15 protein-coding genes and 1 tRNA gene are annotated in these 19,634 nt (G+C 70.4%); 11 read left to right on the top strand and 5 right to left on the bottom strand.

What is annotated here, in order from left to right; all coding sequences use genetic code 11:
- The first annotated feature begins 108 nt into the window (after positions 1 to 108).
- The gene (locus tag IF22_RS0120425) at positions 109 to 1,092 is read left to right on the top strand and encodes a sulfite exporter TauE/SafE family protein (RefSeq protein WP_030334361.1); all 984 of its coding nucleotides are present in this window, start codon (positions 109 to 111) and stop codon (positions 1,090 to 1,092) included.
- A 214-nt stretch (positions 1,093 to 1,306) separates the two neighbouring features.
- On the opposite strand, the gene IF22_RS0120420 is transcribed toward IF22_RS0120425, so the two are convergent.
- Positions 1,307 to 2,731 carry a pyridoxal-dependent decarboxylase gene (locus IF22_RS0120420; protein WP_030334360.1) on the bottom strand — a complete coding sequence of 475 codons (1,425 nt, stop codon included), beginning with the start codon at positions 2,729 to 2,731 and terminating at the stop codon, positions 1,307 to 1,309.
- 269 nt (positions 2,732 to 3,000) lie between these two features.
- Between IF22_RS0120420 and IF22_RS0120415 the strand changes: the two genes are divergently transcribed.
- Positions 3,001 to 5,247, top strand: coding sequence for a rhamnogalacturonan lyase family protein (locus tag IF22_RS0120415; protein WP_030334359.1), 2,247 nt, complete (start codon positions 3,001 to 3,003; stop codon positions 5,245 to 5,247).
- 200 nt (positions 5,248 to 5,447) lie between these two features.
- Here IF22_RS0120415 and IF22_RS0120410 read toward each other — a convergent pair whose 3' ends face one another.
- Together IF22_RS0120410 and IF22_RS0120405 are read right to left on the bottom strand one after the other, a co-directional pair.
- Positions 5,448 to 6,470 carry an LLM class flavin-dependent oxidoreductase gene (locus IF22_RS0120410; RefSeq protein ID WP_036411957.1) on the bottom strand — a complete coding sequence of 341 codons (1,023 nt, stop codon included), beginning with the start codon at positions 6,468 to 6,470 and terminating at the stop codon, positions 5,448 to 5,450.
- Between the two features lie 60 nt (positions 6,471 to 6,530).
- Positions 6,531 to 7,010: an Lrp/AsnC family transcriptional regulator gene (locus IF22_RS0120405; protein ID WP_030334356.1), complete on the bottom strand. Its 480-nt coding sequence runs from the start codon at positions 7,008 to 7,010 to the stop codon at positions 6,531 to 6,533.
- A gap of 83 nt (positions 7,011 to 7,093) precedes the next feature.
- On the opposite strand from IF22_RS0120405, the gene IF22_RS0120400 reads away from it, so the two are divergent.
- Positions 7,094 to 8,272, top strand: a complete 1,179-nt coding sequence (locus IF22_RS0120400; protein WP_030334354.1) for a trans-sulfuration enzyme family protein — start codon at positions 7,094 to 7,096, stop codon at positions 8,270 to 8,272.
- 4 nt (positions 8,273 to 8,276) lie between these two features.
- Here IF22_RS0120400 and IF22_RS0120395 read toward each other — a convergent pair whose 3' ends face one another.
- Entirely contained in the window at positions 8,277 to 8,942 is a 666-nt protein-coding gene (locus IF22_RS0120395; protein WP_245233683.1) for a transcriptional regulator, read from the bottom strand.
- Between the two features lie 116 nt (positions 8,943 to 9,058).
- A tRNA-Leu gene (locus IF22_RS0120390) sits at positions 9,059 to 9,141 on the bottom strand.
- A gap of 83 nt (positions 9,142 to 9,224) precedes the next feature.
- Here IF22_RS0120390 and IF22_RS0120385 point away from each other — a divergent pair.
- From IF22_RS0120385 to polA, 8 genes are all read left to right on the top strand, one after another.
- A complete protein-coding gene (locus tag IF22_RS0120385) occupies positions 9,225 to 9,848 on the top strand; it encodes an ANTAR domain-containing response regulator (RefSeq protein ID WP_030334352.1) in 624 nt (207 codons plus the stop codon).
- A 66-nt stretch (positions 9,849 to 9,914) separates the two neighbouring features.
- Entirely contained in the window at positions 9,915 to 11,102 is a 1,188-nt protein-coding gene (locus IF22_RS0120380; RefSeq protein WP_051708660.1) for a hypothetical protein, read from the top strand.
- Between the two features lie 366 nt (positions 11,103 to 11,468).
- Complete coding sequence (locus IF22_RS0120375; protein ID WP_030334344.1) at positions 11,469 to 12,620, top strand: branched-chain amino acid ABC transporter substrate-binding protein; 1,152 nt, start codon at positions 11,469 to 11,471, stop codon at positions 12,618 to 12,620.
- Between the two features lie 67 nt (positions 12,621 to 12,687).
- Positions 12,688 to 13,671, top strand: coding sequence for a branched-chain amino acid ABC transporter permease (locus tag IF22_RS0120370; protein ID WP_030334342.1), 984 nt, complete (start codon positions 12,688 to 12,690; stop codon positions 13,669 to 13,671).
- Positions 13,668 to 14,846: a branched-chain amino acid ABC transporter permease gene (locus tag IF22_RS0120365; RefSeq protein WP_030334340.1), complete on the top strand. Its 1,179-nt coding sequence runs from the start codon at positions 13,668 to 13,670 to the stop codon at positions 14,844 to 14,846. Before IF22_RS0120370 ends, IF22_RS0120365 begins: the two co-directional genes overlap by 4 nt.
- A complete protein-coding gene (locus tag IF22_RS0120360) occupies positions 14,839 to 15,780 on the top strand; it encodes an ABC transporter ATP-binding protein (protein WP_036411954.1) in 942 nt (313 codons plus the stop codon). The genes IF22_RS0120365 and IF22_RS0120360 overlap by 8 nt, the downstream gene beginning before the upstream one ends.
- A complete protein-coding gene (locus IF22_RS0120355) occupies positions 15,767 to 16,480 on the top strand; it encodes an ABC transporter ATP-binding protein (protein ID WP_030334337.1) in 714 nt (237 codons plus the stop codon). Before IF22_RS0120360 ends, IF22_RS0120355 begins: the two co-directional genes overlap by 14 nt.
- A gap of 127 nt (positions 16,481 to 16,607) precedes the next feature.
- Positions 16,608 to 19,307, top strand: a complete 2,700-nt coding sequence (polA, locus tag IF22_RS0120350) for a DNA polymerase I (protein ID WP_030334334.1) — start codon at positions 16,608 to 16,610, stop codon at positions 19,305 to 19,307.
- Positions 19,308 to 19,634 lie beyond the last annotated feature (327 nt).

Below are 19,634 nucleotides of genomic sequence, written 5' to 3'. Positions count from 1 at the left end.
GCGCTGACCCGGCGCGTCCCATCCACCGATCGGGGGCTTGACCCTGGCTGCCCCATCCCGCATTGTCGACCAAGTCGATAGGAGATGCCGAAAAGTCAGGGGGTGCTCGTGCGCAAGCTGTTGGTCCTTGCTCTGGTCGGGCTCGTCGCGCAACTGATCGATGGTTCGCTCGGCATGGCGTACGGCTTGACCTCCTCCACGCTGCTGCTGGTCGCCGGGGTCGCCCCGGCCGCCGCCTCGGCCTCGGTGCACCTGGCCGAGATCGGCACCACGCTCGCCGCCGGCGTCGCGCACTGGCGGTTCGGCAACGTCGACTGGCGGGTCGTGACCCGCATCGCGCTGCCCGGCGCGATCGGCGCCTTCGCCGGCGCCACAGTGCTCAGCTCGATCTCCACCGAGGCCGCCGCGCCGTGGATGGCCGGCATCCTCTTCACGCTCGGCGCGTACCTTCTGGTCCGCTTCGCCCGCCCGCTGCGCACCGACCGGGTCGGCGGACGGCTCCGCGGTCGTTTCCTCGGCCCCCTGGGCCTGGTCGCCGGTTTCGTCGACGCGACCGGCGGCGGCGGGTGGGGCCCGGTGGCCACCCCGGCGCTGCTGGTCTCCGGCCGGATGGAACCCCGCAAGGTGATCGGCTCGGTGGACACCGCCGAGTTCGTCGTGGCCGGCGCGGCCAGCATCGGCTTCCTGATCGGGTTGGGCTCGGAGGGGTTCCTGCTGCCCACCGTCGCCGCGCTGCTCATCGGCGGGCTCATCGCCGCCCCGCTGGCCGCCTGGCTGGTGCGTATCGTGCCCGCCCAACTGCTCGGCGCTGCGGTCGGCGGGGTGATCGTGCTGACCAACGCCCGCACCCTGCTCCGCTCCGCCGAACTGGGCGGCCCCGCCCGCCCCGCCGTGTACGCGCTCCTGGCCGCCGGCTGGCTGGCCGCCCTGGTGCTGGCCGTGCGCGCCCTGCGCCGCACCCGCCACGCCCACGCCGAAGCCGCGCCCGCTCCCGCCGGGGAGTCTGCCGCTGGTGCCGCGACGTCCCGCGCCGCCGCTGCCGACGAGGTCCCGGCCGATCTCGCCGCGACGGGTACCCCCACCGCACGCTGACCCCCCGCCGTCCGCGTCCCACCCCCGCGCCGCCGCACGATCGCGCAAGATCCTGGATGTAGTGGCATCCGGGGGTTTCGTGGCCACTACATCCAGGATCGAGCGTGACCTTGCGGGGGTGGGCGCCCCGAACCCCGCCCCGGTCGGTCGCTGCTCGTCGTCGAGAACCGCGCAAGGTCGGGGGAGGGGCGTGGATCGGCGGTGCGGCGTGGGGTTAGGGGGTGGGCAGTGTGTCGGCGGTCCTGGAGAGCAGGGTCCAGGCCGCGTCGATGTGCGCCTCCGTGGTCTGCGGTGCGCCGACCGCCAGCCGCAGCGTGTACCGGCCGGCGACCCGGGTGTGCGTCAGGTGCACCTGTCCGGTGGCGTTCGCCGAGGCCAGCAACGCCGCGTTGGTGTCGTCGTCGGCGCGCAGCCGGAAGCAGACCAGTGAGAACGGGTGCGCGGCGGCCACCTCGAACCGGTCGTCGGCGCGGACCCGCTCGGCGAACCGCTCGGCCAGCGTCACCCCGGAGCGGATGTGCGCCCGCAGCCCCTCGACGCCGTACCAGCGCAGCACGAACCACAGCTTGAGGGCTCGGAACCGTCGGCCCAGCGGCACCTGCCAGTCCCGGTAGTCGATCACCGCACCGGACTCGGAGGCCGCGTTACGCAGGAATTCCGGCAGTACGGTCAGCGCCTCGATCAGCGCCGCCCGGTCGGCCACCCAGAACGCGTCGCAGTCGAAGCCGGTGAGCAGCCACTTGTGCGGGTCGAAGCAGTAGGAGTCGGCGTACTCCAGGCCGGCGTGCGACCACCGCAGCTCGGGGCAGACGGCGGCGGCGCCCGCGTACGCGGCGTCCACGTGCAGCCAGATGCCGTACTCGGCGCAGATGGTTCCGATCTCGGGCAGCGGGTCGATGGCGGTGGTGGAGGTGGTGCCGATGGTCGCCACCACGATGGCCGGTACGTCACCGGCGGCAAGGTCGGCCTCGATCGCGGTCCGGAGCGCGCCCGGCAGCATCGCCTGGGTGTCCGGGTCCACGGCGATCGACCGGACGCCGTCGTCGCCCAGCCCGGCGAGCCGTGCGGCCTTCTCGATGGACGAGTGCCCGTGCACGGAGGTGTAGGCGCGGTAGCGCCGGTCGATGCCGGCGTGACGCCACCGGCCGTCGCTGGCCCGGTGCAGCGCGGCCAGGGTGGCCACCAGCGTCGCCGACGAGGCCGAGTCCTGGATGACCCCACCGCCGGTGCCGGTCGAGTGGAACCGTTGTGGCAGGTCCATCAGGTGGGCCAGCCAGTCCATCATCACCGTCTCCAGTTCGGTGCAGGCCGGGCTGGTGGCCCAGAGCATGCCCTGGACGCCGAGCCCGGCGCTGACCAGGTCGCCGAGCACACTCGGGCCGGAGGTGTTGGCCGGGAAGTAGCCGAAGAAGCTCGGGTGCTGCCAGTGGGTCAGCCCCGGTACGACGATCGAGTCCAGGTCGGCGAGGACCGCCTCGACCGGTTCGCCGCCGGTGGTGGGCGGGGCGCCGGGCAGGGCGGCGGCCACGGTGCCCGGGGGAGCGGTCGGTGTGACCGGTCGTTGCTCCACTGTCGCCCAGTAGTCGGCGATCCAGTCGACGACGGCGTGCCCGGCGCGACGGAATTCGGCGGGGTCCATGTGGTGAGGGTTCACCGGCACGAGTTGACCAGGCATCGATCGTCCGGGCAAGACCGGAAGCTCAATCCAGAGCGAGCGACAGGCGTCGATGTTGCGTGTCGGAAAGCGCTTGCCCTACGATCGCGGTGAGTCGGATCCGTGAGTTCCAGGGCGTTTCACCCCCGATCAGATCGCCGTCCGCCGCCGTCGCGGTGGGGTTGGTCCACCGTGCTTCCCCGGGCAGGGCCGGTGTGCCGCAGCGATCACCACCGGATCCCCGGAGGCAGTGCATGCACCCGTCCAGACATCGGCTGATCCTGCTCGCCGCCACCACGGCGGCCACCGTCGTGGCCGGCACCCTCGGCACGGTCGTCGCCTCGGCCGCCGCCGTCGGCTGCCGGGTCGACTATCAAATCACCAACCAGTGGCAGGGCGGCTTCGGCGCCAACGTCACCGTCACCAACCTCGGTGACCCGGTCAGCGGGTGGGCCGTCACCTGGTCGTACCCGGCGGGCCAGCAGGTCACCCAGGCGTGGAACGCCACGGTCACCCAGTCCGGTGCCCAGGTCACCGCGCGCAACGTCGACCACAACGCCGCCATCGCCACCAACGGCAGCACCTCGTTCGGTTTCAACGGTTCCTGGACCGGCAGCAACCCGGTGCCGGGCAGCTTCGCGCTCAACGGCACCACCTGCACCGGCGCCCCACCCACCGGCGAGCCGACAACCCCGCCCCCGACCACCCCGCCACCCACCACGCCACCCCCGACCACGCCCCCGCCGGCGGCCGGGGTGGTGCAGATGGAGAACCTGGACCGAGGCTTGATAAGCGTCCGCTCCGGCGGCGGCAACCTGGTCTCCTGGCGGCTTCTCGGCACCGAGACCTCCGGGGTGGCGTTCAACCTCTACCGGGGATCCACCAGGGTCAACGCCAGCCCGATCACCGGCGCCACCAACTACCTCGACAGCGGCGCGGCGGCCGGGTCGACGTACACGGTGCGGGCCGTGGTGGGCGGCGCCGAGCAGGCGGCGTCGGCACCGGCGTTGCAGTTCGGCGCGGGCTACCTGGACGTGCCGTTGCAGGTCCCGGCCGGGGGCAGCACCCCGAGCGGGGAGAGCTACACCTACAGCGCCAGCGACGCCTCCGTCGGTGACCTCAACGGCGACGGCAGCTACGAGATCGTGCTCAAGTGGGAGCCGTCGAACGCCAAGGACAACTCCCAGTCCGGCTACACCGGCAACGTCTACGTCGACGCGTACACACTCACCGGCACCCGGTTGTGGCGCATCGACCTGGGCCGCAACATCCGGGCCGGCGCCCACTACACCCAGTTCCAGGTGTACGACTACGACGGGGACGGCCGCGCCGAGGTGGCCATGAAGACCGCCGACGGCACCCGCTCCGGCACCGGTCAGCTCATCGGCTCGTCATCGGCGGACTACCGCAACTCCAGCGGCTACGTGCTGTCCGGCCCGGAGTACCTGACCATGTTCCACGGGCAGACCGGCGCGATCGCCTCCACCGTGAACTACGACCCGCCGCGCGGCACCGTGTCGTCCTGGGGTGACTCGTACGGCAACCGGGTGGACCGGTTCCTGGCCGGCACCGCGTACCTGGACGGGCAGCGCCCCTCGCTGATCATGGCCCGGGGTTACTACACCCGCGCGGTGATCGCGGCCTGGGACTTTCGCAACGGCACGCTGACCAAGCGCTGGACGTTCGACTCGAACTCCTCCGGCAACGGCGCCGCCGCCGGTCAGGGCAACCACCAACTCTCCGTCGCCGACGTCGACGCCGACGGCCGCCAGGAGATCGTGTACGGGGCCGCCACCATCGACGACAACGGCCGGCTGCTGCACTCCACCGGCAACGGTCACGGCGACGCGCTGCACGTCGGGGACCTCGACCCGGGCCGCGCCGGACTGGAGGTGTTCAAGGTCGACGAGGACGGCAGCAAGCCCAGTTCCTACTTCGCCGACGCCCGTACCGGTCAGGTCCTCTGGTCCACGCCGGCGTCCGGCGACAACGGCCGGGGTGTCTCCGCGGACATCTGGGCGGGCAGTCCTGGCGCGGAGTCGTGGTCGTCAGCGGTCGCCGGACTGGCCAACACCAGGGGGCAGAACGTCGGCCGCAAGCCGTCCTCGGCGAACTTCCTCGCCTGGTGGGACGGTGACCCGGTGCGGGAACTGCTGGACGGCACGAGGATCGACAAGTACGGCACCGGCGGCGAGACCCGGCTGCTCGACGGCAGCGGGGTGGCGTCCAACAACGGCACCAAGGCCACCCCGGCGCTCTCCGGCGACATCCTGGGCGACTGGCGCGAGGAGGTGATCTGGCGGACCACCGACAGCCGGGCGTTGCGCATCTACAGCACACCCACCCCGACCAGCACCCGGATCTACACCCTGATGCACGACCCGCAGTACCGGGTGGCCATCGCGTGGCAGAACACCGCCTACAACCAACCGCCGCACCCGCGGTTCTTCATCGGCAACGGAATGGGCACCCCACCGACGCCGGACATCCACCTACGGTGATGCGAGCTCTGGCGGTCCCGACCGGGGTCGCCTAGGGTGGCAGGCACCGGGCCGCAGCCGCGGAATCCGCTCAGCTCCGGCCCGGTGCGCCACACCGCGGCATTCCCAACCCGTCCCGACCGGGAATGCCGTACCACCACCGGCACCAACATTAGGCACCGTCCGGGTCGGCGGGGTGACGCTGACGTGAAGATCGTGTTTCACGCCCGCTGGCGCAGACCACCCGCCACCTGCTCGGCGATCAGCTCGTACGACCGCACCCGGTCCTGCACGTCGTAAACCAGCGTGGTCAGCATCAGCTCGTCCGCGCCGGTGCGCTCCTGCAACTCGGTCAGCTGCCGACGTACCGTCTCCGGCGAGCCCATCGCCTGACCGTCGCGGCGTTGCAGCACGAACTCCCGCTCGATCTCCGTGTACGGGTAGGCCGCCGCCTCGTCGGGCGTCGACAGCGGCTCCGGCCGCCCGGAGCGCAACTTCAGGAACGACAGGGCGCTCGGCCCGGCCAGCCATTCGGCCCGCTCGTCGGTGTCCGCGCACACCGCGTTGACCGCCACCATCGCGTACGGCTTGTCCAGCCACTGCGACGGCCGGAAGTGCTGCCGGTACAGGGCCAACGCCGGCAGGGTGTTCGCCGAGCTGAAGTGGTGCGCGAAGGAGAACGGCAGGCCGAGCAGGCCGGCGAGCTGGGCGCTGAAACCGCTGGAACCCAGCAGCCACACGGCCGGCTGCTCACCGCGACCCGGGGTGGCGACGATCTGCCCCGGCTTCTCCCCGCTGAAATAGTTCATCAGGTCCGCAAGCTCCCGGGGGAAGTGCTCCGCCGACAGGCCCTCCATGGTGCGCCGCAACGCCAACGCGGTCATCTGGTCGGTGCCCGGCGCCCGGCCGATGCCCAGGTCGATCCGACCGGGGTGCAGCGCCTCCAGGGTGCCGAACTGCTCGGCCACCACCAGCGGCGCGTGGTTGGGCAACATCACCCCACCCGAGCCCAGCCGGATGGTCGAGGTGTTCGCCGCCAGGTGCGCCAGCAGCACCGCGGGCGCGGAGCTGGCGATCGCCGGCATGTTGTGGTGCTCGGCCACCCAGAACCGGTGGTAGCCCAACTCCTCGGTGCGGCGGGCCAACTCGGTGGTGGCCTGCAGGGCCGCGCCAGCGGTGGCGCCCTTGGCGACCGGGGCAAGATCAAGAACAGACAACGGTACGGTGATCACAAGGTCAGCCAACCCGGCACCGACCGGCTTTGTTCCGACATCCGGGTTTTCGTCGGCCAGCGCACCCGCCGCTCAACCCATCCCGCGGGCCTGCTCGAAGATGAGACTGGTCTGGGTGTGCTGCACCACCGGGTCGACCGCCAGGTGGTCCAGGACGAAGTCGCGCAACGCGTCGCCGGACGCCGCCCGCACGTGCAGCACGTAGTCCTCCGCACCGGCGACGTGGAACACCGACACCACCCCGGGCAGCCGCACCGACCGGGCCCGGAACGCGTCCACCGCCGCCCGCTCGTGCGCTGTCAACCGCACCGACACCAACGCCTGCAACGGCAGGCCGAGCGCCGCCGGATCCACCTCGGCGTGGAAACCACGGATCGCACCGCGCTCGCGCAACGCCCGGGTGCGCGTCAGGCACGTCGACGGCGCCACCCCCACCCGCTCGGCGAGCGCGTTGTTCGGCAGCCGGCCGTCCGCCGCCAGCTCGGTCAGGATCGCGCGATCCACCTCGTCCAGGGCCGGGTACGGCCGCACATCATTCGGCTCGGGGGGCATCCCCGCATCCTTTGCCGAATTCTCTGCCGAAACAAGAGCTTTTCACAGAATAGTTTTCCGAACTATTGCCGTCATAGCATCAGATGTTCGACGCTACCGCCATGACACCGATGGACACCCGGGCCGTGCACGCCGGCCGCGACGACCTCCGCACCCTCGGCGTGCACGTACCGCCCATCGACCTGTCCACCACCAACCCACTGCCCTCGGTCGACGACGGCGGCAACGCCTACGAGCAGCTCGCCACCGGTGGCACCCTCCCCGCCGAAGGTGGCGCCGTCTACCAACGGCTCTGGAACCCCACCGTCGCCCGCTTCGAGAGCGCCCTCGCCGAACTGGAGGGCACCGCCCAGGCCGTCGCCTTCGCCAGCGGAATGGCCGCCCTCACCGCCACCCTGCTCGCCGCCGCCCGCGACGACCGCCGGCACGTCGTCGCCGTCCGACCCCTCTACGGCGGCACCGACCACATCCTCGCCACCGGCCTGCTCGGCACCACAGTCACCTGGGCCCACCCCGACGAGGTCGCCGCCGCCATCCGCCCCGACACCGCACTGATCATCGTCGAGACACCCGCCAACCCCACCCTCGACCTGGTCGACATCGCCGCCCTCGCCGCCGCGGCCGGCGACATCCCACTGCTGGTGGACAACACCGTCGCCACCCCCGTGCTGCAACAGCCCGCCCGCCACGGCGCCACCCTCGTCCTGCACAGCGCCACCAAGAGCATCGGCGGGCACGGCGACGTCCTCGCCGGCGTCGTCGCCTGCGACGACACCTGGGCCGTGCGCCTACGCCAGGTCCGCGCGGTCACCGGCGCGATCCTGCACCCCCTCGGCGGCTACCTGCTGCACCGTGGCCTGCAGACCCTGCCGTTGCGGGTCCGCGCCCAACAGGCCACCGCCGAGAAACTCGCCGGCTGGCTCGCCGACCACCCCGCCGTACACCGGGTGCACCACCCCTCGGTGCACGACCCGGCGGCGCTGGTCGGCCGGCAGATGGCCGGACCCGGCAGCCTGCTCGCCTTCGAGATACGCGGCGGGGCGCCCGCCGCCGCGACCGTCGCCGGTGCCTGCCGGCTCATCACCCACGCGGTCTCGCTCGGCGGCGTGGACACCCTCATCCAGCACCCGGCCTCGCTCACCCACCGGCCGGTCGAGGGCGACGCCAAACCCGCCGCCGCCCTGCTGCGCCTCTCGGTCGGTCTGGAAGACCCCGAGGACCTGCGCGCCGACCTCGCCCACGCCCTGGACACGATCGCCTGACCGGTCAAGACTTCGGACCGACGTGGCGGTCCAGGGTGACGACCGCGTCGCGCCGGGCCACCGACAGCGAGTTGCGCCGGTTCATCCGCCAGGCGATGCCCAGCAGGTCGAGGCCCCACTGGCAGAGCCCCATGATGTCGGCCGACTCGTTGACGAACATGTAGCGCGGGTAGACGTACGCCTTGCCGCGCACGGTCACCCGGTTGGCGACCCGGCAGCCGTCGGAGTGGAACAGCCCTCTCAGAAAGTCGCCGGGGTGCTGTTCGATGATCGGCCGTTGCCAGTCGGCGAGGACGATCGGTCGCTCGTGCTTCTTGCCGGGACCGTGCTGCGGGAGCAGGCAGGGCCAGTGGAGGCCGTAACTCTGCACGCCCACGCAACCCTGCTTCTGGATCCGTTGCACCCTGGAGGCCAACACGGCTCGCATGGCCACGTCGCACGCCTCGATCAGCCCGGGCCAGGCATCGGAACAGTAGATGCGTAACACCGGAACACGCGCCGTCGTGACCAGGTGGCCGTCGCCCAGGTAGAGACCGAGCAGGTAGGCGTAGGCCCCGGGGTCGGTCGGATTGTCGACATCCGGCCGACATCGGAAGCAGCGCAGTTCCGTGCCGCGCCGCACCGGTTCGGGCCGATCGACGCACCAGTGCCAGACGGTTGCGTACGGCAACGACAGCTTCCGAGCTACGGAATGAATGCTGTGTCCGCGAACGCGGAGCGCGCGGGCCTGTGCCCGCATCTGCGGTGGATGCACGTCCACATCGTCGAACAGGCGTATGACAAGAGTGCCGGGAGCGGGATTCGAACCCGCAAGCCCTTTCGGGCAGAAGTGTTTGAGACTTCCGTGTATGCCGTTCCACCATCCCGGCGGGTGGCGCCTACTGTACCCGACTACTCTCATGCGGGAGCATGGGTGGTAGCCGTGCAGTGATCGATGGTGGGGGTAGGGCTGGTGGCTGAGACGCCGACGGATGCCGAGCGCAGGCGCGTACTGATCGCCGAGGACGAGGCGCTGATCCGGCTGGACCTCGCCGAGATGCTGGTCGAAGAGGGTTACGAGGTGGTGGGGGAGGCCGGCGACGGTGAGACAGCCGTTCGCCTCGCCGAGGAGCTGAAGCCCGATCTCGTCATCCTGGACATCAAGATGCCGATCATGGACGGGCTTGCCGCCGCCGAGCGCATCGCCGGCGCCCGGATCGCTCCGGTGATCATTCTGACCGCGTTCAGCCAGCGTGATCTGGTGGAGCGGGCGCGGGCGGCGGGCGCGATGGCGTACCTGGTGAAGCCCTTCCAGAAGAGCGACCTGGTCCCGGCGGTGGAGATCGCGCTGTCGCGTTACTCGGAGGTCGCGGCCCTGGAGGCGGAGGTCGCGAACCTGACCGACCGCCTGGAGATCCGTAAGTCGGTGGAGCGGGCCAAGGGCGCGCTGATGACCACCTACGGGATGACCGAGCCGCAGGCGTTCAAGTGGATCCAGCGCACGGCCATGGACCACCGGATGACCATGAAAGAGGTCGCCGAGCGAATCCTCGCGGAGACCGCCGGTGGCGAGGTGTCGCAGCAGCCGACCGTCTGAGCGGTCCGGGCGACGCCGGGCCGTGCCGGGCCACCATGTGCGGGCTCTGCTGGTTAGCATCGACGGGTGTCCGTCCGACGGGTGATCGCGGTGTTCGGCCTCTTCGCGCTGCTGCTCGCCGGGTGCGACGGGCCGGCCGCGCCGAGCGGCGCGGGGTCGACGACGGCCCCGGCGCCGCCGCTGCGGCCGGGTTGGCAGCCGCTGACGTTGCCGACGCCGCCGGGTGGCGAGGGTCGTCCGCTGGTGCGGGACGCGGCGTCGTGCGCGGGCCGGTGGTTCGTGGTCGGTGGTGTCGTGGACGCCGACGGTGGCACCCGCCCGGCGGCCTGGACCAGCGTGGACGGTACGACGTGGAGCGTGCTGCCGGTGCGTCCGGATTCCTTCTACGGCCGGCAGAACGTGTTCCTGTCGGCGGCCTGCCGGGACGGGCAGGTGGCGTTGATCGGCGCGAAGGTCGGCGGTGCGCACGGTTACCCGCGGGTGAGCACGTGGCGGCAGGTGGCCGACGGCGCTCTGGTCGAGGTGCAGGCGCCGTTCGAGACGTACGGCGGGCCGACGGCGGTGAACGTGTCCCGGCTGACGGCCGGCCCGCCGGGTTGGTTGATCGTCGGTAACCGGTCGGCGGGTGCGGCGTCCTGGGTGGCGTCGCCTGCCGCGGCGGAGTTCGCGCTGGTCGAGGGCGCACCGGAGCTGGCCAGTGACGCGGTGGGGGTGACCTGGGCGTTCGACGCGGTGGCGACGTCGTCGGGGTGGCTGGCGGTGGGTGGCCTGTTGCCGGCTGGCCGGATCGATCGTGACCCGGCGGTGTGGTCGTCGCCGGACGGGCGGTCGTGGCGGCGCACGGTGCTGCCGGGTGGGCCGGAGTACGAGGAGTTGCAGCGGGTGGTGCTGGTCGACGGCGTGCCGGTGGCGGTCGGGCTGCGCGGGGGGACGTTCGGCGCGTGGCGGCAGGAGGCGTCGGGCTGGGTGGCTGGCGGCGCGTTCGGGCGGCGGGGTGGGGCCGGGGTGCCGGGGGTGGGCTCGCTGGTGTCGTCCGGCGGCAGTCTGTTCGCCGCGGTGACGGATGGGGCACGGCACTCGGTGTGGGTGTCGACCGACCGGGGTGGTTCGTGGCGGGAGGCGACGATGCCCCTCGATGTGCCGGCGGGCGTTGACCGGGACGTGACGCTGATGGCGGTGGGTGACCGGTGGTGGTTGGCGGCGGACGACGGCACCCGGGCCGGGCTGTGGTCGGCGACCGGCCTGGGCGCCTGATCGCCGCCGGTGCGGTGAGGGTTCACCCCGGCAGCTGACCCGAGCGGGCGTTTGCGCAGGTCAGTCGGCTTTTCGTCGGGTTCGCGCGGGCGGGGTGGGCGCTGCTGGACGTCGACCGGGCGTGGTTTTAAGGACCGTCCGGCGGATTCACCTGTTACGGACATCGACATGATTGCCCACGTCTTCGTAACGGTTTCGCAGACCCCGCCTTCAGGCCTTCCGGGACGGTATGTCGTGTCGGTACGCTCCGCCATCACGAGCCGTAACGCAGGGGGCGTCCCTGCGGGGTGGGTGGAATTGCGGGTCTGCTGCTGTCGCCGTCGCTTCGGGTCAGCCGCGTCCGCATCTCGAGGAGGTCAGGAAGCCGTGAGGCGAAGCTATGTACGGGCGCTGGGCACCGTAGCGCTCGCCGCGACCCTGGTGGTCGCGGCTGGTTGCCAGGATTCCGGTGGCGGCGACGGTGGGACCGCGTCGGGCGACTGCGGTGGCAAGATCGCGATCTTCGGCGCGTTCACGGGTGACAACGCGGGTCTGGTGATCCCGTCGCTGAACGGCGCGAAGCTCGCCGTGGAGCAGTTCAACACGGCGAACCCGGACTGCAAGGTCACCATGCAGGAGTTCGACACCCAGGGTGACCCCGCGGTGGCGACCCCGTTCGCGAACCAGATCGCTGGGGACAACTCGTTCCTCGGTGTCATCGGTGGTCACTTCTCCGGTGAGTCGGACGCGACGATGCCGATCTACCAGGCCGCGGGCCTGGCGATGGTCAGCCCGTCCGCGACCCGGACCGACCTGACCCAGAAGGGCAACACGTCCTTCTACCGCGTGGTCGGCAACGACGGCACGCAGGCCGGCGCGGTGGCGAGCTACCTGAAGACCCAGAACGCGCAGAAGGTCTTCATGGTCGACGACGCCAGCGCCTACGGCGCCGGCATCACCGACGAGCTGGGCAAGCAGCTCGGCCCGCTGGTCGTCAACAAGGACAAGATCCAGGAGCGGCAGACGCAGTTCGACGCCACCGTTTCCAAGATCAAGGCCGCTCAGGCGGACTTCGTCTTCTACGGCGGCTACACCCGTGAGGCCGCTCCGCTGGTGAAGCAGATGCGTGCCGCCGGTGTCCAGGCCAAGTTCGTCGGCCCGGACGGTCTCTACGACACCGCGTTCCCGAAGGGTGCCTCCGGTGGCGCCGAGGGCGCGATCATCACCTGCCCGTGCCTCCCGGCCGACAAGGCCGGCGGCACCTTCTCCGCTGACTACCAGAAGAAGTTCGGCATCCCGCCGGGCTCCTACGGTGCTGAGGGCTTCGACGGCGCCACCATCTACCTGGACGCCTTCAAGGCTGGCAAGAAGACCCGGGCGGACATCCTGGCGTTCGTGAAGTCGTACGACAAGCAGGGTGTGTCGAAGTACATCAAGTTCGACGCCAAGGGTGACGTTGACCCGACCAAGGTCGTCATCTGGGCCTACCAGATCAAGGGCGAGGCCATCGAGGCGCTGCAGGAGCTCAAGCTCAGCTGACGCCCCACGCAATGGAGTGCGGCCGGGGTGTCTCACCCCGGCCGCACTCGATTCAAGGAGACCCCCGGTGCATTTCGATGAACTGATCGGCCATCTCGGCCAGCACACGGTCGATGGCCTGTCCAAGGGCGCCATCTATGCCCTGATCGCCCTTGGCTACACCCTCGTCTACGGCGTCCTTCGCCTGATCAACTTCGCGCACTCCGAAGTGTTCATGGTCGGTACCTTCGCGGTGCTGATCCTGTGGAACCAACTCGGCGTGCAAAATAACCCGCCCATCGGCCAGGCGATCCTCTTCCTGGTGCTCGGTCTGATCGTCGCGGCGGTCGCCTCCGGCGGCACAGCCCTGGCGCTCGAGCGGGTCGCGTACCGCCCCCTGCGGCGCAAGAACGCGCCGCCGCTGATCTTCCTGATCACCGCGATCGGTCTGTCACTGGTCTTCGTGGAGCTCTTCGGGCAGGTGCTGCCGAAGCTGCTCGGTGGCGCGTTGCCGGATGTGTTCGGCCGGCCCCGGCAGATCATCGGTATGCCGACGATCATCCAGCAGGAGACCCTGTTCACCATCGGCAACACCGCGATCACGAACATCCAGCTGATCGTCTTCGTCGCGGCCGTGGCGATGATGGCGCTGCTGGACTGGTTCATCAACCGCACCCGGTACGGCCGGGGTGTGCGTGCGGTGGCCCAGAACCCGGAGACCGCCGCGCTGATGGGCGTCAACCAGGAGCGCGTGATCATGCTGATCTTCGTGCTCGGTGGCATCATGGCCGGCGCCGCCGCGCTGCTGTGGAGCATGCGGTTCGGCTTCACCCAGAACAGCATCGGCTTCGTGCTCGGTCTGAAGGCGTTCACCGCCGCGGTGCTCGGCGGCATCGGCAACCTGCGCGGTGCGCTGCTCGGTGGCCTCTTCCTCGGCATCGTCGAGGTCTACGGCGCGACGCTCTTCGCGTCCAACTGGGAGGACGTCATCGCCTTCGTGGTGCTGATCGTGGTGCTGATGTTCCGGCCCACCGGCCTGTTGGGTGAGTCGCTCGGGAGGGCCCGCGCATGATCGACAAGATTCGCTCCGCAGATCGCCGCCGGGTCGGTTTCCTGACCTCGATCGGCGACCGTTGGGGGGCCCTGCCGAAGTGGCAAAAGGCCATCGGCGTGGCCGCCCTGCTCGTCTTCGTCTACACCCTGCCGTACCTGGGCAAGCTGCCCGGTGGTCTGATGATCCCCGGTCTGAACAACCTCCGCACCGACTCGATCGCCGGCGGCAACAACTGGGCGGGCGTGCTCTTCGTCTGCGCCATCTACGTCCTGGTCGCGATCGGCCTGAACGTGGTGGTCGGCCTCGCCGGCCTGCTCGACCTCGGCTACATCGGATTCTTCGCGATCGGCGCCTACAGCGTGGCGCTGTTCGGTTCGGTGAACTCGCCGGTCGTCAAGTGGATCCAGCAGGAGTTCGACCTGCCGCCGACCTGGGCGGTGACCTGGGGGATCTGCCTCCTGCTCGCGATCGTGCTGACGATGATCTCCGGTGTGCTGCTGGGTTGGCCGACGCTTCGGTTGCGCGGTGACTACCTGGCCATCGTCACGCTCGGCTTCGGTGAGATCATCCGCATCGTGGCCCGCAACGCCACCGGGGTCACCAACGGTCCGGTCGGTATCTCGGCAATTCCGGGTCCGGAGGGTCCGCCGTCGGCGGACAACAAGGTCTTCGGTCTGATCGACGCGAAGCCCTGGTACTGGCTGGCGATCACCTTCGTCCTGCTGATGGTGATCCTGGTTCGTCGGCTGGAGCACAGCCGGGTCGGTCGCGCCTGGCTCGCGGTCCGCGAGGACGAGGACGCCGCCGCCGTGATGGGCGTGTACCCGTTCAAGTTCAAGCTGTGGGCGTTCGCGATGGGCGCGGCGCTCGGTGGCCTGTCCGGTTTCCTCTTCGGCAGCCGTAACGCGTTCATCGACCCGACCCAGTTCAACGCGAACCTCTCGATCCTCTTCGTCGCGATGGTCGTGGTCGGCGGTTCCGGCAACATGCTCGGTGTCTCGCTCGGCGCGGTGCTGCTGGCGTACCTGCCGGAACGGTTCCGGGACTTCGCCGACTACCGGTGGCTGGTCTTCGGTCTGGCCATGGTGCTGGTGATGATCCTGCGTCCGCAGGGTCTGATCCCGAGCCGGCGGCGAGCCCGCGAGTTGAAGGATCGCGCGGCGGAGGCAGAGGAGGCGCCCGCTCATGTCTGACCAGACCACCAGCACGTCCGCGCCGAAGATCCCGGCCCAGCCGGGGCCCCGGTCGGTACTGCTCGAAGTCGACGACGTCACGCTGCGCTTCGGTGGTGTGGTCGCCCTTGACAAGATCAATTTCCAGATCTACGAGGGCGAGATCCTCGGCCTCATCGGGCCGAACGGCGCCGGCAAGACCACCAGCTTCAACGTGATGACCGGGGTCTACAAGCCGACCTCCGGTGCGGTCCGGTTCCGCGGCCAGAAGGTGACCGGCCGCAAGCCGCATCAGATCAGCCAGTTGGGCATCTCCCGTACGTTCCAGAACATCCGTCTCTTCCCGGAGATGACGGCACTGGAGAACGTCATGGTCGGCACCGACTCCCGGCACAAGACCAGCGTGCCCGGAGCGCTCTTCCGGGTGCCCCGGAAGAAGCCGAAGCCGCACGAGTTGCCGCAGGTGACCGCCGAGGCGGGCATCCAGCGGACGTGGCAGGAGACGCGTCGCACGTTCGCCAAGACGTTCGGGTTGTCCCGGCACATCCTGGAGGAGCGGGCGGCCGAGGCCAAGGCGCTGGAGTTGCTGCGGTTCGTCGGCATCGCCGACCGGGCCAACGACGAGGCGCGCAACCTGCCGTACGGCTACCAGCGTCGGTTGGAGATCGCCCGCGCGCTCGCCACCGAGCCGAAGCTGATCTGCCTGGACGAGCCGGCCGCCGGCTTCAACCCGGCGGAGAAGGAGGAACTCCTCACCCTGATCCGCAAGATCCGGGACATGGGCCTGACCGTGCTGCTCATCGAGCACGACATGCGGCTGGTCATGGGTGTCACCGACCGGATCGTGGTGCTGGAGTTCGGCCGCAAGATCGCCGAGGGTGCGCCCGCGGAGGTCAGCCGCGATCCGAAGGTGATCGCCGCGTACCTGGGGGAGCCCGCCGATGACGCTGCTTGAGCTGGAGAACGTCGCCGTCGCGTACGGTCGGATCGAGGCGCTGCACGGGATCAGCCTCACCGTGAACGAGGGTGAGGTGGTGGCCCTGATCGGCGCGAACGGCGCCGGCAAGACCACCACCATGCGGGCCATCTCAGGAACCCGGTCGCTGGCCGCCGGGAAGATCACGTTCAACGGCGAGGACATCAGCAAGCTCCGGGCCGACCTGCGGGTGGTCCGGGGGCTGTGCCAGTCGCCGGAGGGACGGCAGATCTTCCCGGGTATGACGGTCATGGAGAACCTGGACATGGGGGCGTACACCCGGCGGGACTCCGCCGGCATCGCCGCCGACCTGGACCGGGTGCTGACCCTCTTCCCGCGGCTGGCCGAGCGCCGCAAGCAGGCCGGTGGCACCCTCTCCGGCGGTGAGCAGCAGATGCTCGCTGTCGGCCGGGCGCTGATGAGCCGACCGAAGCTGCTGCTGCTCGACGAGCCGTCGATGGGGCTGGCCCCGCTGGTGATCCGGCAGATCTTCGACATCATCACCGAGATCAACCAGCAGGGCACCACGATCCTGCTGGTGGAGCAGAACGCCCAGCAGGCGCTGTCGCGGGCACACCGCGGTTACGTGCTGGAGACCGGTCGGATCGTGAAGGAGGGGTCCGGTCAGGACCTGCTGCACGACCCGTCGGTCAAGGAGGCGTACCTCGGCGTGGCCTGAGCCACCCGAGCCGCCGGCCGGTCATCCCCTCGCGGGGTGGCCGGCCGTCGGCGTTCGGGTCGGCAGTCGTTGCGGCACCCCGTGCCGAAGGTCGGGGATGTCGGTGCGACGGACTAGAGTCGCTGCCGTGACAGCTACGACACCGCGCCTGCTTCTCGTCGACGGACATTCCATGGCATACCGGGCCTTCTTCGCCCTGCCCGTGGAAAACTTCTCCACCACGACGGGTCAGCCGACCAACGCGGTGTACGGCTTCACCTCGATGCTGATCAACGTGTTGCGCGACGAGCAGCCCACCCACATCGTGGTGGCCTTCGACGTCTCCCGCCGGTCCTTCCGCACCGACAAGTACGCGGAGTACAAGGCCGGCCGCAGCGAGACCCCGACCGACTTCAAGGGCCAGGTCAGCCTGGTCAAGGAGGTCCTGGCCGCGCTGCAGATCCCGGTGGTCGAGAAGGAGGGCTTCGAGGCCGACGACGTGATCGCCACGCTCGCCTGCCAGGCCCGCGACCAGGGCATGTCGGTGCTCATCAGCAGCGGTGACCGCGACGCGTTCCAACTGGTCGACGACCAGATCACCGTCCTCTACCCGCGCAAGGGCGTCTCCGACCTGGCCCGGATGGACCCGGCCGCGATCGAGGCGAAGTACGGCGTTCCGCCTCAGCAGTACCGGGATCTCGCCGCGCTGGTCGGCGAGACCAGCGACAACCTGCCCGGCATCCCGGGCGTCGGCCCGAAGACCGCCGCCAAGTGGATCACCACGTACGGCGGGGTGGAGGGCGTGATCGCCCGGGCCGACGAGATCAAGGGCAAGGCCGGCGACAGCCTGCGGGAGCGGCTCGCCGACGTGATCCGCAACTACGAGATCAACCGACTCGTCTCCGACCTGGAGCTGCCGCTGCTCCCCGAGGACACCCGCTGGACGGGTTGGGACCGCGAGGCGGTGCACCAGGTCTTCGACACCCTGGAGTTCCGCATCCTGCGCGACCGCCTCTACCAGTACCTGGAGGCGGTCGAGCCGGAGGCCGAGTCCGGCTTCGACCTGGCCGGTGAGGTGCTCACCGAGCCCGGCGCGCTGGCCGGGTGGCTGAGCACGCACGTCCCGACCGGCACCCCCGTCGGGTTGGCGGTCAAACTCGACACCGGCCCCAACCGCCGGCACACCGCCTCGATCACCGGTCTCGCGCTGGCCACCGCCGGCGGCGCGGCGGCCTGGATCGACCCGGCGCAGCTCGACCCGACCGACGAGGCCGCCCTGGCCGGCTGGTTGGCCGACGCGCAGCGCCCCAAGGTCCTGCACGACAGCAAGCCGGCAGTGCTGGCCTGCGCCGCGCACGGCTGGCAGCTCACCGGCATCGTCCGGGACACCCAGATCGCCGCGTACCTGGCCCGGCCCGACCAGCGGTCCTACGACCTGACCGACCTGGCGCTGCGCTACCTGCACCGGGAGCTGCGGGTGGACGTCCCGGAGTCCGGCCAGCTCACCCTCGACGGGCTCGGTGACGAAGGGGTCGTCGAGCAGAACCTGATGCTCCAGGCCCGTGCCACTCTCGACCTGGCCGACGCGATCGACGCCGAGCTGTCCCGCGACGGCGAGCAGTCCGCCCGGCTCATGGCGGGCGTGGAGCTGCCGTTGATGCGGGTGCTGGCCACCATGGAGAGCACCGGCATCGCCGCCGACACCGACTACCTCTCCGAGCTGGAGGCCCACTTCGCCGCCGAGGTGAAGGCCGCCGCGCAGGGCGCGTACGAGGCGGTGGGCCGGGAGTTCAACCTCGGCTCGCCCAAGCAGTTGCAGGAGATCCTCTTCACCGAGCTGGGCCTGCCCAAGACCAAGAAGATCAAGACGGGTTACACCACCGACGCCGACGCCCTGCAGTGGCTCTACGCGCAGCAGCCGCACCCGGTGCTGGCCCACCTGCTGCGCCACCGGGACGTGGCCAAGCTCAAGTCGACAGTCGACGGTCTGCTCAAGTCGGTCTCCGACGACGGCCGGATCCACACCACCTTCAACCAGACAGTGGCGGCCACCGGCCGGCTCTCCTCCACCGAGCCCAACCTGCAGAACATCCCGATCCGCACCGAGGAGGGCCGCCGCATCCGCCGGGCCTTCGTGGTGGGGGAGGGCTACGAGAGTCTGCTCACCGCCGACTACAGCCAGATCGAGATGCGCATCATGGCGCACCTCAGCTCGGACGACGCGCTGATCGACGCGTTCAACTCCGGCGCCGACTTCCACGCCGCCACCGCCTCGTCGGTCTTCGGGGTTCCGCTCGACGCTGTCACCCCCGACCAGCGCCGCAAGATCAAGGCCATGAACTACGGCCTGGCGTACGGGCTCAGCGCCTTCGGCCTGTCCCAACAGCTCAGCATCAGCACCGAAGAGGCGCGCGGGTTGATGGAGAACTACTTCGCCGGCTTCGGCGGGGTGCGCGACTACCTCCAGCAGGTGGTCGCCAGGGCCCGCCAGGACGGCTACACCTCCACCATCCTGGGCCGGCGCCGCTACCTGCCCGACCTGGTCAGCGACAACCGGCAGCGGCGTGACATCGCCGAGCGGATGGCGCTCAACGCCCCCATCCAGGGCTCCGCCGCCGACATCATCAAGGTGGCGATGCTGCACGTCGACACCGCGATCCGCGAGGCCGGGCTGCGCTCACGGATGCTCCTGCAGGTGCACGACGAGCTGGTCTTCGAGGTCGCGCCGGGTGAGCGGGAGGCCTTGGAGGCACTGGTCCGGCGGGAGATGGGCGAGGCGTACCCGCTGTCGGTGCCGCTGGAGGTGTCGGTCGGCCTGGGCCGGGACTGGAACAGCGCTGATCACTGATCGTCTGGTTGGTTCTTGCGGGTGGTTGCGGTGTGGGGGTTCCGGGGCAGCCCGACCCACTCCGGGCGGTCAGGCTTGATCCCTGCGTGGGTCGGGCTGCCCCGGAACCCCTGACCGGGTTGCCCTGGTCGCGGCACTGGGCGTGGGTGGGCACCGGATAGATCACGCGGAGCGCCCCCGGGCGCCTGCCCCCGCCCGCACCGCTCGTCCGCCTCGCATGGTCCGTTCTCGCGCGCCCCGCGCCCGCGCCCGCGCCCCGCGCCCGCGCCCCGCGCCCGCGCCCGCGCCCCGCGCCCGCGCCCCGCGCCCGCGCCCGCGCCCCGCGCC

Origin of the sequence: Micromonospora parva (genome assembly GCF_000718515.1) — a bacterium.
Taxonomy (GTDB): domain Bacteria; phylum Actinomycetota; class Actinomycetes; order Mycobacteriales; family Micromonosporaceae; genus Micromonospora; species Micromonospora parva.
This window is presented reverse-complemented; position numbering and strand designations above follow the sequence as displayed.

What these genes read in the sequence shown, in the direction of transcription:
- IF22_RS0120405 (WP_030334356.1), bottom strand. Translation starts at nt 7,010, where the DNA reads ATGCCCCCCGAGCCGAATGATGTGCGGCCGTACCCGGCCCTGGACGAG.
- IF22_RS0120360 (WP_036411954.1), top strand. Translation starts at nt 14,839, where the DNA reads ATGTCTGACCAGACCACCAGCACGTCCGCGCCGAAGATCCCGGCCCAG.
- IF22_RS0120420 (WP_030334360.1), bottom strand. Translation starts at nt 2,731, where the DNA reads ATGGACCCCGCCGAATTCCGTCGCGCCGGGCACGCCGTCGTCGACTGG.
- IF22_RS0120415 (WP_030334359.1), top strand. Translation starts at nt 3,001, where the DNA reads ATGCACCCGTCCAGACATCGGCTGATCCTGCTCGCCGCCACCACGGCG.
- IF22_RS0120365 (WP_030334340.1), top strand. Translation starts at nt 13,668, where the DNA reads ATGATCGACAAGATTCGCTCCGCAGATCGCCGCCGGGTCGGTTTCCTG.
- IF22_RS0120355 (WP_030334337.1), top strand. Translation starts at nt 15,767, where the DNA reads ATGACGCTGCTTGAGCTGGAGAACGTCGCCGTCGCGTACGGTCGGATC.
- IF22_RS0120400 (WP_030334354.1), top strand. Translation starts at nt 7,094, where the DNA reads ATGTTCGACGCTACCGCCATGACACCGATGGACACCCGGGCCGTGCAC.